The 13,390-nt window shown below is 41.7% G+C and carries 11 protein-coding genes and 2 tRNA genes; 10 read left to right on the top strand and 3 right to left on the bottom strand.

Features of this window, described 5'->3' with window-relative positions:
• Positions 1 to 116: 116 nt before the first annotated feature.
• Positions 117 to 1,058 carry a homoserine O-succinyltransferase gene (gene metA, locus KI743_RS15110; RefSeq protein WP_032548884.1) on the bottom strand — a complete coding sequence of 314 codons (942 nt, stop codon included), beginning with the start codon at positions 1,056 to 1,058 and terminating at the stop codon, positions 117 to 119.
• 285 nt (positions 1,059 to 1,343) lie between these two features.
• Between metA and KI743_RS15105 the strand changes: the two genes are divergently transcribed.
• The 4 genes from KI743_RS15105 to KI743_RS15090 all read left to right on the top strand — a co-directional run bounded on the left by KI743_RS15105 (position 1,344) and on the right by KI743_RS15090 (position 4,374).
• The gene (locus KI743_RS15105) at positions 1,344 to 1,712 is read left to right on the top strand and encodes an ATP-binding protein (RefSeq protein WP_285467075.1); all 369 of its coding nucleotides are present in this window, start codon (positions 1,344 to 1,346) and stop codon (positions 1,710 to 1,712) included.
• Positions 1,713 to 1,798: 86 nt separating this feature from the next.
• The gene (locus KI743_RS15100) at positions 1,799 to 2,221 is read left to right on the top strand and encodes a DUF3859 domain-containing protein (protein WP_239842003.1); all 423 of its coding nucleotides are present in this window, start codon (positions 1,799 to 1,801) and stop codon (positions 2,219 to 2,221) included.
• Between the two features lie 626 nt (positions 2,222 to 2,847).
• The gene (locus KI743_RS15095; RefSeq protein ID WP_032548889.1) at positions 2,848 to 3,099 is read left to right on the top strand and encodes a hypothetical protein; all 252 of its coding nucleotides are present in this window, start codon (positions 2,848 to 2,850) and stop codon (positions 3,097 to 3,099) included.
• Positions 3,100 to 3,354: 255 nt separating this feature from the next.
• Positions 3,355 to 4,374: a DUF4382 domain-containing protein gene (locus tag KI743_RS15090; RefSeq protein WP_285467074.1), complete on the top strand. Its 1,020-nt coding sequence runs from the start codon at positions 3,355 to 3,357 to the stop codon at positions 4,372 to 4,374.
• A 75-nt stretch (positions 4,375 to 4,449) separates the two neighbouring features.
• Here the strand turns inward: KI743_RS15090 and KI743_RS15085 are convergent, their stop codons facing one another.
• Complete coding sequence (locus KI743_RS15085) at positions 4,450 to 5,559, bottom strand: M20/M25/M40 family metallo-hydrolase (RefSeq protein ID WP_285467072.1); 1,110 nt, start codon at positions 5,557 to 5,559, stop codon at positions 4,450 to 4,452.
• A 403-nt stretch (positions 5,560 to 5,962) separates the two neighbouring features.
• Positions 5,963 to 6,148, bottom strand: coding sequence for a hypothetical protein (locus tag KI743_RS15080; RefSeq protein WP_032548893.1), 186 nt, complete (start codon positions 6,146 to 6,148; stop codon positions 5,963 to 5,965).
• Between the two features lie 249 nt (positions 6,149 to 6,397).
• Between KI743_RS15080 and KI743_RS15075 the strand changes: the two genes are divergently transcribed.
• The 6 genes from KI743_RS15075 to KI743_RS15050 all read left to right on the top strand — a co-directional run bounded on the left by KI743_RS15075 (position 6,398) and on the right by KI743_RS15050 (position 13,385).
• Positions 6,398 to 7,060 carry a DUF2726 domain-containing protein gene (locus KI743_RS15075; protein WP_150894504.1) on the top strand — a complete coding sequence of 221 codons (663 nt, stop codon included), beginning with the start codon at positions 6,398 to 6,400 and terminating at the stop codon, positions 7,058 to 7,060.
• Positions 7,061 to 8,037: 977 nt separating this feature from the next.
• Complete coding sequence (locus tag KI743_RS15070) at positions 8,038 to 8,538, top strand: hypothetical protein (protein WP_285467070.1); 501 nt, start codon at positions 8,038 to 8,040, stop codon at positions 8,536 to 8,538.
• Between the two features lie 314 nt (positions 8,539 to 8,852).
• Positions 8,853 to 8,929: transfer RNA gene (locus KI743_RS15065), tRNA-Val, on the top strand.
• A gap of 36 nt (positions 8,930 to 8,965) precedes the next feature.
• Positions 8,966 to 9,042: transfer RNA gene (locus KI743_RS15060), tRNA-Val, on the top strand.
• Between the two features lie 757 nt (positions 9,043 to 9,799).
• Positions 9,800 to 11,656 carry an FAD-dependent oxidoreductase gene (locus tag KI743_RS15055; RefSeq protein ID WP_285467069.1) on the top strand — a complete coding sequence of 619 codons (1,857 nt, stop codon included), beginning with the start codon at positions 9,800 to 9,802 and terminating at the stop codon, positions 11,654 to 11,656.
• Positions 11,643 to 13,385: an alpha-keto acid decarboxylase family protein gene (locus KI743_RS15050; RefSeq protein ID WP_285467068.1), complete on the top strand. Its 1,743-nt coding sequence runs from the start codon at positions 11,643 to 11,645 to the stop codon at positions 13,383 to 13,385. Before KI743_RS15055 ends, KI743_RS15050 begins: the two co-directional genes overlap by 14 nt.
• Positions 13,386 to 13,390 lie beyond the last annotated feature (5 nt).

Here is a 13,390-nt window from a genome sequence, read left to right as displayed (position 1 = left end):
AAGGCGAGCTAATGCGACTCAATCGCCATAAAAAAGCCGCTTGTTACCAACTCAAAATAGAGAGGTGACTAACGGCTCGAATAAACGCATTGCTTTCAAAGGTCTGTTCAGATGAATCAGTCGTCCTTGGTGAAGTTTTCTTCGCTGAAATGATCCAAATCGTATGGCGTTTGTTGGTAAACGCAATAGTTTAGCCAGTTTGAAAACAGCAGGTGACCATGGCTACGCCAACTAGCAATAGGCTTGTTATCAGGATTGTTGTTAGGGTAGTAGTTGATCGGTATTACCGGTTCCATTCCTTCGCCAAGGTCACGAACGTATTCATTGTGAAGCGTATGTGCATCGTACTCTGGATGCCCGGTCACAAACACATTTCGTTTATCTTTTGTCGCTGCTAAGTAAACACCAGCGACGTCAGATGTCGCCAGAATATCGAGATCCGTATGGTCGGATAGGTATTCGGGTGAGAAGTCAGCATAGCGAGAGTGTGGTGCTAAGAAGGTATCGTCAAAGCCTCGCAGGATTGGATGGTACGGGTTATGAATTTCATGATGATAAACACCAGATAACTTCTCTTTACGAGTACGTTTCGGTAGATCGTACAGCAGTTTCAAGCCTGCTTGAGCTGCCCAGCAAACATAAAGGGTAGAGGTAACGTGTTTGTTAGCCCACTCCATGATGGTCTTTAGGTGGTCCCAGTAGATCACATCTTCAAACTGAACCAAACCTAGTGGCGCACCTGTGATGATCAGTCCATCAAAGTTGCGGTTTTTTACCATTTCAAATTGACGATAAAAGTTATCAAGGTGTTCAGTTGGTGTGTTCTTGCTTGGTCTATCGTCGATACGCAACAGCTCTACATCCACTTGTAACGGGCTGTTCGACAATAGGCGCAAAAATTGAGTTTCAGTTTCAATCTTCTTCGGCATTAGGTTGAGGATCAAGACTCGAAGTGGACGAATTTCCTGTGTCGATGCTCTTGATAGCGGCATGACAAAGATGTTTTCTTCACGAAGAACATCGCTCGCTGGCAATTGGTCTGGAATGCGAATAGGCACAGCTTTCTCCCTAAGCTAGATATTTAGACGTCTATACTTCTGAATCTATAATATATTGTGACGCTTGTCGACATACAAAACGCACCTTTGTAAATATTTCGTTATGGAATCCGCCGTGTACCCACTTATCGATGAGGTTACGAAACCTATGTTGGTACAATTGAATACACACTAGTGAACGTTCGATGCTTAAAATAGCGCTTAATGATCTAGGCTTATGCTTTTGACCTCAGATACGTTAACATTTTGCTTTCAAGCAATTTTTGAAGATCGGTGAGTACCAGTTTGAAACTTATCTTAATTCGAGGTCTGCCTGGTTCTGGCAAATCAACAAGAGCAAAATCTCTCACCGCCTTCCACGTAGAAGCCGACATGTACTTCGTGAATAGCGACGGTGAATACTGTTTCGATCCCGAACTGCTCCCTAAAGCACATGAGTGGTGTCAAAATCGTGCGGAAGATGCCCTAAAACAAGGTCGTGATGTAGTAGTTTCGAACACGTTCGTTAAACGATGGGAGATGAAGGCGTATCGAAACATGGCGCGCAAACATGGTGCTGAACTGGTTATTGAGGTGTGTCGTGAACAGTATGGCAATATTCACGGAGTGCCGGAGTCTGTGGTTGCACGCATGAAGAAAGATTGGCAAGAATAATAAAATCATCATCATTGAATTCGATGACCCAAAGTGTCTTGTTGTATGAAGACAAATGAAGAAAACAGTTAAAGGTTAAATGAACAATGGCAAAACGTTCTGTTGTCGTGGATATGACTTCTTATGGCATTTACTCGACTTGGGATTCAAAATCTAAAGACCTACCAAAGATTCAGGAATTCACTCATCGAGTAGAAGCCGAAATTGATGTGGAGTTTGGGTATATCATCAACATCAAGAAAGCCAAAGGTGAAAAGATCCGATACTGCATCTATCACCCAAATATCACCACCGACAAAGGAGAAGTGCTCGAGCCATTCGACGGTGAAGAGTATGTCGGAAGCAATGACTGGGACTTTTATCTGGGTGATACGATTTGGGCGCCCATCGATAATAAGATTGGTAAATGGAGAATGACCGTCGAGCTTAAGGGAAGAGTGATAGCCGATAAGACCTTTGATTTAGTTGCGAAAGATGAAGGTCAATTTTGGAAAAGGCGAGGGTTCTAAGCTATTGCCTTAGATTCGCAAAGCTCCATTCAAATAACAAAGCCAAGCCGCCACGCTTGGCTTTGTTGTTTCTGCTCGAACGAGCATATCTTATCTAAATTAGGTGGCTTTACACTTCTTAATAACCTTTTGATTTTTATACCCTTGTTACCTCATTGATATAAAAGAGTCTCTTTCTTTCTATAAATAATAGAGAGTCTTGAAAGCAATATGGATACTACACCCTCACCAAAGTAGAGCGTTAAAGGTTCTATGTGCCTCTTTTTATGGGTGAAATATGATAACGATAGAAACCGCACTGTTTGGCCCCCTAACAATCAGTAGCAGTCAATTAATAGACCAATCTCGTACAAGCGTTAAGAAAGCGAAAAAGACCACCAAGAATATATTCACGGCAATAAATGTAGACGACAACCAGTCCATCACCATAGATGAGGCATTAAAGATACGTCATAAAACACACTTCATATGTGATGATTGTGGTCACAGGTTAAGGGCACATAAACGCTCCAAAACTGGGGCGAATGCACACTTCGAGCATCTGACAAAGAATCCACACTGTAATTATTGATAATATTCTCAAAGGCCTCGTTAGAGGTTGAAATCAAACCAAGAAAGGAAATTTAATGTTGTACATTCTTGTTTTAGCTATCGCTATAGCGATCGTGGTGTTTGTTGCTAATTCCAAGAATAGAAACAAAGCAGCCGAGCTAAAAGATTCATATCTAAAGAGATACACCGGTAATGAAGAGCTGTTTAGTCACAATGATTTTTTAAACATTATCTTCACTCAACTCTCTCAAGGTAATCGTGTATCTGTAAAAGATATTAATGAAGCATTCGATATCATGACTACAATGGAAGCTGATACCAAATAAGTAAACAATCCTATAGCGAAACCTCTATATTTTCATTGCCCTGTCAGTGGCTTACTTAGCACTGACAAGGTTTATTGATTTTATTGCCAATATAACCCGCGAAAATAGCTCCCCTAATCTAAACTTATTCTAATGTCACGATCGCTCACTACCCTTGATTGTCCAAAGGTGGAGGGTGAGGTCGTGTATTTTGTATGTGGGTCGGGGAGTCGAAAGTTCAGTTTATTCAAAAACGAGTGAGTAGAGGTACGGAAGATGAATAATAAAGTAGGATTGGTGGCTGCAGCGACGGCAGTGTTAGGACTTGCTGGTTGCGGTGGTGGATCGGACTCGTCAAGTTCAACGACGCCAGTAACGTTTAGCGTTTCTGACGCCCCTGTAGATGAAGTGCAAGATGTCGTGGTGACGTTTGATAAAGTCGCGTTATTGCCTCAAAACGGGAGTGAGCCGTTAGTATACGACGTCTATCTAATGGACGATGAGGGTAACCCTATTGATGAGAATGGAGATCCTATCTTAGAAGGGGACGAGCCACTTCCGTTGAGTGTTAATTTGTTAGATTACCAAGGTAGTGACTCACTTGCTCTCATTTCCGGAGAAGTAGTGCCTGTGGGCAGTTACCAACTGTGTGTTTTCGCGCGTGACGGTGATCATGCAGAGTATCCTTCTTATGTTACTGAGCAAGATAGCACGGTACGAGAGCTTACTGTAAAAGGTGAAGGTGCCTGTCCGCAAGGTGTTGGAAAAGAGCCCAATACCGGTGTCTTGTTTTTCAATAATGCATTTAATGTTAACCAACAGACTAATGACTTCACAATTGAATTTGACCTGAGAAGAGGTCTGAAGAACACATCTGCATATCCAAATTATACGATTCAACGTACTTCAATCTCTCTGATTAACAATGCAGATACAGGCCACATTGAGGGCGAGGTATTGGCTGCGACGAATGATGCTTGTCAAAATGGTGAATCGGGAGTGCAAGCGGTGTATCTGTATGAGGGTGATGTAGCGCAAGACGACATGGCACCAGTGGGGGGAGGTGATGAAGTAAAACCAGTTACCACTGCGCTGGTACAAGATGTCGAAAACTCGTCTGATTTCTCATTCTCTTTAGGCTTCTTAGACCCTGGAATGTATACGCTAGGTTATACATGTAATGCTCAGCTCGATACCGGTGATGTGACATTGCCTGTGCCGGACGAGTTTAGTATCTACAGTGTTCAACAAGGGGTACTTGTGACGGCGGATGAAACCAGCAATGTGAGCTTCTAAACTGCTTCGATAGATAAACAAAAAGCCGACCTCGTTTCATAAGGTCGGCTTTTTCATGTCAGTTTAAGTCATAGGTTAAGCTTGAGTCGTGTATGCGATAACAAACTCGGTGATTGAAACCATATCTTTAACTGCGATGTACTCTTCAGTTGTGTGCACTTTCGCCATACCCGTTGATAGGTTAACGGTAGTTAAACCCTTCGCATTAAAGTTGTTTGCATCACTACCGCCACCGGTACCTTTGGTTGCAGCGGTAACGCCTAATTTTTCGAATGCTGATTTAATTGACAGGATGTGTGGGTGGTCATCAGCAATAACGAACGCGTCGTATGCACGAGTTGATTCAATTTCAACTTCTGCACCAAACTGTTTAGCGCTCTCTTTAAAAGTAGAGATCATGTGGTTAACTTGGTTCGTTAGCTTGTCACCATTGAGTGAACGTGCTTCAGCAACAACCGTTAGTTCTGGCATTACGATGTTAGTCGCTTGTCCACCCTCAACGATACCAACGTTCGCTGTGGTTTCTTCATCGATACGTAGTAAGTTCATCTTAGTGATAGCGTCAGCTGCAACTTGAATTGCACTAATGCCTTCTTCTGGCGCTAGACCTGCGTGGGCAGGGCGGCCTTTAATCTTAGCCACAATTTTTTGTTGGCCTGGTGCAGCGTTAACGATAGTACCGATAGGACCGCCTGTATCCAGTACAATTGCGTTGTCTGATTGGATGAATGACATATCAAAGTTCAATGAACCAAACAGACCACCTTCTTCATAAACAGTGAATGCAATCTCAATAGTTTGGTGCTCGAGACCTTCGGCTTTGATGCAACGTACTGCTTCCATGATCGCAGCAATGCCTGATTTGTCGTCACCACCTAGAATGGTATTGCCTTTAGAACGAATGATACCGTCTTCAATGATTGGCTCAATACCAATTCCCGGCGTTACAGTATCCATGTGGCAGCTAAATACGGTGCTGCCTTCTAGTGAACCCTCTAAGCGTGCGTAGATATTGAAGCCGTTTGAGACTTCTTCTGGTACAGGCAGCTTGTGAACGGTGAAGCCAAGTTCACCTAGCTGTTCTGCTAGTGCTTCAGCTATCGCTTTTTCATTACGTGATTCACTATCAATTTTTACTAGATCGCAAAAGTGCTCAACTAGACGTTGCTCATTAACTTGGGTCATTTTTAACTCTCATTATGATGACCACTTTTTCTTCTGAAATAGTGGTCTGTAGGAACAGGAAATTCAATATAACGCCAATTGGGCGGTACATTGTCTGAGTTAAATCAAGAAAATGCTCTGAATCGTCCAGATTCCTAAAAAATCTGAGTAGTAATTTACAGCGGTTGTAGGAAAGGATTTTGATATCACCAGTGTGAATCTATGATGCAATCACCTTGTTATTTGAGCAAAGATGGCAGTGACAAAATCATTACTGAACAAAGTTATTTGTCAACTGGTCTAGAGTTGCAAATGCGGGAATGACAGCAAACCTTACTTGGAGGAAATAAAGTTTGCTGTCAGAGCACAATTTGATGTTTAGTAGGTATTAACGATTACGGAGACAGCTCTATCTTTGAAGCTCTTATTTAGCTATTCCTTGTAGCAGCTCAACGAGCTCAGTTTCAGTAGATGGCTCTCTGTCTAGTTCAAAGACGGCTGATGCGCCACCTTTCAACATATAAGCACGAGTGCTGCAGTGGTCATAGTGGAACCATTTTCCATCGACACACACATCGGTATAACATCTCGGGTCTTGTTTTAGTTCCATATTGTCTTCCTTAACGTTTGCTTAACGAATTTCAGACTAGTTGTTCACATACTTGGTAAATTTGATCTAAATCAATGGTTAGGCGCTTTCTGTGTGGAAATTGTACAGAGTGTGTCCTGCGTACTGTATTTAGCTTGATGATTGAGTCACTAAGATGTGTAGAGGTTGGTAAAGCTGATGCTTTTTCTTGCCTATGACGACTTTTATACATACGCTAACGGTTCTAGTTCATAGTTAAGCAATGGCAAAATGACGAATATTTTTATTGTTGTAATTCTCTTGGTTGTATTTTTTTACTTCATACAAAAATATGTGGTTAAACATGATGATACAAAAGATCATGCTTACCAGAAGAAAGGGGCATTACTGAACATGCAGCAAGCCGCCTTTTACAACGCACTGAAATCTGCAGTGGGTAATCACGGTGCTGTTTTTGCAAAAGTCAGCATGACGAGCGTGTTAGCACCGGCCAAGTCAAACTCTAAAAAGAACTGGTTTATTGCTAACAATAAAATCTCCCGTAGTTACTTTGACTTTGTTGTTTGCGATCCAAGAACGCTAGAACCGCGAGTCATTATTGAACTTGATAACGGCAAGGAATTGAACAAAGGGAAGGTAGACCGTGAAAAACTGCTTATTCACGTATGTAAATCAGCGGGTTTACCTTTGATAGGAGCGTCAATTAAACACAGCTATCAGGTGAGCCGTTTGAAGAGATTACTTGCCGCACACATTGATTTGATTGAACCTTCTAAAGAAGTTCGCTTTTGTAAGAAATGTGGTTCACCGATGATCATTAAGCTTGCTAGTCAAGGTGAACACAAAGGTCGTCGATTCTTCACATGTAGCCGCCAACCAAACTGCACCTACACTGAAAACTACAACGTTGTTTTCGAAAGTGAAGAAGAATAGTCATTTTCAAAACAATTCAAATTGAATAGGGCAGGCACTTTTGCCTGCCTTACTGACTTCTCGTCAATTTCCTTTCTTAGATACCTGTCTATTTAATACTAATCTTAAGTACACTCATATTTATTATGGTTTAGTTTCTAATAATTATAATCGTATTAGGTTTTGCTCTCTATTAAGGATAAAACTTGTTTTTACTAAAAATGTTGAGCAATTAACTTGAATGTCAACAACGTGCTATTAACGATTTCGCTGCTTTGTTTATATATTAATTCTACTAAATCGCTGGAATGCTTAACTTTACTGATGTTTACAGTCAATAATTACAAACGATTACTTTTGTAAGCACATGTAAGGATAGATAAACTTTAGTAAAATCGATTGATTGTGTGATTGTTTTTGTAAATAATATTTTTCAAACAAAATAATAATAAAAACGTCTAGTTGGAAATATATAACTAGGAGAAGTATGAAGAATTGCAACCACAAATCTGTCGTTCGCTTGCATCGAACCAGTATGGAAAAGTTACTGTTAATCAAACAAAAATACCGATGCACTATTTGTCGTAAGATAATTAAAATCAGATAGTGACAATAGGGATAATAAAGGAAGTTAGTACGCTAAATCTACACACCATAGAATCAAAGCAATGACGCTCTGTTCATGGAACTTATGGCTCAAATAGAGTGAGCTTTCTGCAACTCGCTCTATATAACAATAATAAAAACAACAATGTCTTGGCATTTTTGAGGGTAGTTATTTCTACCCTTTTTTTTAACCAGTGTTTACAGGAGCATTTTTTAAAAATAAAAATTCAGTAATAGTGGTTAGTGACATTAAGCCGTTATGTCATCGTCACATCGATATGAGCGACAAATGATTGGGTGATGAAAATCATTTTGGACATAATCGTTCATTATTAATAATAAAATTAAATATCCCCTTGTAATAAAAAATACAATAAATGAGAGATTTGGGTATGAACACAACAACAGATGCGGATACTTTATTTAAGGACAGCTACCTATTAGGTGCCATGAAGTTGATCTTTAATTATAAAAACAATGAGAACGACAGAAACTTTGAATCTATGTATCGCCTTGTACATAACCAGCAGTTGTTAACAATATCTAATGAGTGCGACAAGATCAGAAAAATTGGGCAAACATTGAACAAGTACAAACCAACTTCTGAAATGGTTGCGGCTTTCTATATTATTAGTGAGGAGAGACCATCGGTATACTTTATGTTCATTGATAAGTTAATAAATAGAAGGTGGACACACGCGTCGGACCCGATTGTCCACCTAGATAGGTTGCTCTCTTCTATACCAAGCTCAGACAAACTGGGAAGGTTCAACCTTATCGTAGGGATCATTACTTTGTTTAATTACTACGACCGAGGACAGAAGATGCAGTCTTTGGTTCTGACATTGCCGAAAGAATATGCGCTTCCAAAAATTAAAAATAGCATGGGTTAGTTTTGGATAGAGATAACTTGCTGATATTCATCGCGATCATATTTAGTTTGGTTGGTATCTATACAATAGAGGTTCTTTAGCGATAATAATTTTGCAATCATCAGTTTCCATCGCACGCTAATTTAAAGCACTCCACAGCGAGTGCTTTGTTTCTATCTCTCCACCTTAATGTGACCTAACTCAATAAAACGAGCTAGGTTGAGTCTAAAAAACCGACGCTTTGTTGATATAAAGAGCAAACGGTTGATTTAAAGTAAATTTATACTTGCACCATTTCAGCTGTGTCGTTAATATCTTCCTCGTTCTTAAGGAATGGGTCCGTAGCTCAGTTGGTTAGAGTACTACCTTGACATGGTAGGGGTCGGCGATTCGAGTTCGCCCGGACCCACCATCCCTTACTGCATAACAATACAACGAACAATATTTTGGATCCGTAGCTCAGTTGGTTAGAGTACCGCCTTGACATGGCGGGGGTCGGCGATTCGAGTTCGCCCGGATCCACCATATATCAAGACAAAGCCTCGCATTACGCGAGGCTTTGTCGTTTTTGAAATGGTCAAATTGTGAGTGAGATCTATTGGGCTTAACCTTGACACATTAACTGCTCTCTCAATATTTATTCTTTGACCTAAAATGACCTCTGTCTTCATGTCTAAGTTTGTGACCACTTTGTGACCGCCAAATGACCAGCGCAATACTCCGAGTGACGTAGCTGTAACGATATCGAAGCGCTCTCACGTCACCTCGATCATATTAAAATGGTCGACAGGGTAAGTTAGTTGGTGCTTGTTTTGGTACACTAGGACATAGCGAACCACTTACGACTTAGTGTTCGTTACTCGACAATAAGAATGTTTCAATTGCCAGTTGCTTTTGGACATATGTAGTTTCTAAGTTAACAACAATAAACTCACGGTCAGGAACCGCCGCACTTTCAATCATCATTCACTACGTACCTTGTTAATTATATCTTCTTGAAGCTGAATATATGTGTTCGGCCTTAACTTGTCCCTCTCGGGCTGTCATGTATTTCTCTGTAATTTGAGCCGTGTTCTTGAATTCTGACTCAATTGATCTGGAAGCCAGGAACACCTTTACGAGGCCTCGAAGCAAAGCCCAATAGACCGTTCACCAAACTTTATCCGCTAGCAGAGCTCACCATATCGACTTAATGAACTGTGAGCCTTTGTAATTATGTGTAATAGATAAACCTCAGCCTCTCAAATATGCTCTTCAAGTAAATCTTAAAGGAGCATATAAAATGAACAGTGAAATAGATATTGCTATTGTGGGTGGTGGTGTGTCGGGCGTTTATAGTGCCTGGCGTCTACAACAAACGTATGGAAACACAAAGAAAATAGAACTGTTTGAGTATAGCAACCGGATAGGTGGCCGACTATATAGTCGCACATTGCCGGGTTTACCAAACGTTGTTGCGGAGCTTGGCGGGATGCGCTTTATCCCAGAGGATCATATTATGGTGAGCACTTTGGTAGATGAGCTGAAGTTAGAAACCAAAGATTTCCCCATGGGCTCTAAATTGCCGTTATACCCTTCAGACAAAGCAAGCTCTGTTGAGGCTGGCAGCGAAAACAATTTATTTTATCTGCGTGGACAGTACTTCAGATACCGTGATTTTGCCGAGTGTCCAGACAAAATTCCTTATAACTTAGAAGAAACTGAGCGCGGCTATGGCCCGGAAGACCTGCAAGTTAAAGTCATGAACTTAATTTGCCCAGGCTTTGCCGATATGTCTTTATCTGAGCAGATGAAGGTCAAAGTATTTGGTAAAGAGATTTGGAAATTTGGATTTTGGAATCTGCTTGAGCATGTACTCAGTAACGAAGCATACCTGTTTATGAAAGAAGCGGGTGGTTATGATGCCAACGTGGCCAATGCAAGCGCGGTAACACAATTGCCTGCAACAGAGTACAGCGATGATACTGTGTTTAAAACCTTGAAGGATGGTTTTCAGGAGTTGCCAAAAGAGTTATGCAAAAAATTTGAAGCCGCCAACGGGCGTGTAAACAAACTAAAGCGTTTGGTTAAGATAGAAATTCATAAGGGTTGCACAAATCACTACGAGTTAATTTTCCAACCAATGATGGAAACAGCCAGTGGTAAAGTGGTTGATGCAGATGAACCTACTCAACGAGTAAAAGCAAAACAGATCATTCTTGCGATGCCAAGACGCTCTCTTGAACTCATTGAGTCAGAGTTTTTTGACGATCCTTGGTTAAAAGAGAACATCCCGTCGGTCTTGATCCAAAAAGCGATCAAGATGTTTATGGCATACGAGCAGCCTTGGTGGCGTAGCCTAGGATTAGTAGCTGGTCGTTCAGTGACCGATTTACCTATTCGCCAAACTTACTATATGGGCACCGAATGTGACCAACACGAATGTGTTGAGTTTGAGGTAAATGAGCAAGGCGAACAAGTATGTAAATCACAAAAAACCTATGGCAAGCCAAATACCAATTCATTACTAATGGCTTCATATAACGATATTGGCACTATCCCATACTGGAAAGGGCTAGAAAAGGGCGAGCATTATCAAGGTTTTGTGCCTGCATATGGCAGTGAAGGGTATAGCGCTGATGAAATTGTGCCCAAAAATCAGTATCAGATCACGACGGGTATGGTTGAAGCGGCGCACAGTCAAACCGAAGCTTTACATAATCAAAAAGCATTGCCCATGCCTTACTCTGCTATTTACCAAGAATGGGGCGACGATCCGTATGGTGGCGGCTGGCATGAATGGAAAGCCAATTACCGCTTAGATGAGATTATGTGTAGGATGCGTCACCCTGTTGAAAATGAAGAAATTTACATTATTGGAGAAGCGTATTCTTATGAGCAAGGCTGGGTTGAAGGCGCGCTTAATACTGCGGAATCGACATTGGCGCAGTTTTTTGATTTGTCTACACCGCAATGGTTAGCCAAAGACGAAGCACAATATAAAGAATGGCTGAAAACTCATCACAACTACCTTCCCGTGGATTGTACTAATGGCTGCGATGTAAGTACGGCTCAAAATGAACAACCCAATGCAGATCCCAAAACGCTTGACGAGGTCACTGAGTTTGCTTACAAGGGGATCAATCATGAGTACCAATAATTACACTGTTGCATATCATTTACTTCGTCGCTTAAAACAGTTTGGGCTCGACAAGGTATTTCAAGTACCAGGTGATTATGTTCAAGAGTTTATGACTACGTTAGACAACTTTGATTGTATTGACGCGGTTGGGGATGTGACTGAGTTAGGCGCTGGGTATGCGGCGGAAGGCTATGCCAGATACAAAGGCATTGGTGCGGTGTCTGTGCAATATGGCGTGGGCACATTCAGTGTGTTAAACGCCATTGCGGGCGCTTACGTGGAGCGTAATCCGGTTGTTGTTATTTCTGCAAGTCCTTCGGCAGAGAACCGTGTAGACATTGAAGAAACAGGCGTACTGTTTCATCACTCAACCGGGGATTACAGCGAAGATAAAAAGGTCTTTGAAAACGTGACGGTTGCCAGCGAGATACTGGCTGACGCGCAATCAGCCCCCGCTATTATCGATAATGCCCTGCAGTTGGCAATGAGTGAAAAAAGGCCCATTTACTTAGAGGCGTGGCAAAACGTATGGGGGGCAGAATGCCCGAGGCCCGAAGGTGATTTAGTTATTCCACCTTTGGCCACTAATCCCGCCATGATGGCATCATTGTTGGACAAAGTAATAACACGACTCAAAGCCGCAAATAACCCTGTTGTGCTGCTGGGTATTGAACTTGCGAGGCTCGGTTTGCAGGAGCAGGTCGTTACGCTTTTAACCAAACTCAACATCCCCTACACCACAACAACGCTGGCAAAATCGGTCATTAGTGAAACCCATGGCGTTGGTAAAGAGCTATTTGTAGGCACATACGCAGGCGAAGCGTCCTGGCAGGATACGTTTGATTTTGTGAGTGAAAGCGATTGTATTTTAGCACTGGGTGCAATTTTCACTGATGACTATCTCACCATGTTAAAAACACAAGGTAATGACCTTGTCAGAGTGAATATGAATGAGGCTCGGGTGGGGGAGTGTGAGCAATTTAGCGGCATTAATTTGGCACAGTTTATTGATGAATTGAACAGTTATATTGAATGCGACCCGCTACAACTAAATAGCCAGCTACCGACTATTCATAATCTGTACTTAACTGAAGATGTCGACAGCAACGCCAAAATAACCTACGACAACTTCTTCAGCGTTTATCAAAAGCAATTGCAAACCTGTGAAACGGTTCGAGATTATAACCTGGTATTAGGCGAAAGCTCGTCCTTGTATATGGCAGCTCGCTTAACTGGCCTGGCAGAAAATCGCTTTGTAAGTGATGCGGCCTGGGGCTCTTTGGGGCATGAAACAGGCTGTTCATTGGGTACTGGCCTGGCCGATGATAAGCGTAGCGTAGTGGTTGCCGGTGATGGGGGCTTTATGATGATGTGTCAATCCCTCTCCTCCATTAGCCACTATAACCTCAATACCGTGGTGTTTGTGATGAACAATCAGGTGTACGCCATAGAGCAATCGTTTGTCGATATCTGTGCCTTTACCCCTGCGGCTGGTTTTGCGCCATTCGATAAGCTTCATCACTGGAACTATGATTCTTTGGCAAAAGCATATGGTGTTAATTACTTAAAGGTCGAAAAAGTCAGCGACCTGGACGATGTTTTTTCAGCCATTAAGCAACACCCAGCATCGCCTTATTTAGTTGAAGTAAAAATAGCTGAAAAAGACCTGGCCCCGGCAATACAAGATTTAGCAGAAGCTATCACGGGTACTAAGGTAAGCGACTGCATATGCCAAAAGACTATGTGAACAAG

The organism is Vibrio sp. D420a (genome assembly GCF_030248625.1).
GTDB lineage: Bacteria > Pseudomonadota > Gammaproteobacteria > Enterobacterales > Vibrionaceae > Vibrio > Vibrio fortis_A.
The sequence above is the reverse complement of the archived record's forward strand: the minus strand, read 5'-3'. Positions and strand labels throughout refer to the sequence as shown.

What these genes read in the sequence shown, in the direction of transcription:
- KI743_RS15100 (WP_239842003.1), top strand. Translation starts at nt 1,799, where the DNA reads ATGGCAAAACGTTCTGTTGTCGTGGATATGACTTCTTATGGCATTTAC.
- KI743_RS15095 (WP_032548889.1), top strand. Translation starts at nt 2,848, where the DNA reads ATGTTGTACATTCTTGTTTTAGCTATCGCTATAGCGATCGTGGTGTTT.
- KI743_RS15090 (WP_285467074.1), top strand. Translation starts at nt 3,355, where the DNA reads ATGAATAATAAAGTAGGATTGGTGGCTGCAGCGACGGCAGTGTTAGGA.
- KI743_RS15085 (WP_285467072.1), bottom strand. Translation starts at nt 5,559, where the DNA reads ATGACCCAAGTTAATGAGCAACGTCTAGTTGAGCACTTTTGCGATCTA.
- KI743_RS15080 (WP_032548893.1), bottom strand. Translation starts at nt 6,148, where the DNA reads ATGGAACTAAAACAAGACCCGAGATGTTATACCGATGTGTGTGTCGAT.
- KI743_RS15075 (WP_150894504.1), top strand. Translation starts at nt 6,398, where the DNA reads ATGACGAATATTTTTATTGTTGTAATTCTCTTGGTTGTATTTTTTTAC.
- KI743_RS15070 (WP_285467070.1), top strand. Translation starts at nt 8,038, where the DNA reads ATGAACACAACAACAGATGCGGATACTTTATTTAAGGACAGCTACCTA.
- KI743_RS15055 (WP_285467069.1), top strand. Translation starts at nt 9,800, where the DNA reads ATGAACAGTGAAATAGATATTGCTATTGTGGGTGGTGGTGTGTCGGGC.
- KI743_RS15050 (WP_285467068.1), top strand. Translation starts at nt 11,643, where the DNA reads ATGAGTACCAATAATTACACTGTTGCATATCATTTACTTCGTCGCTTA.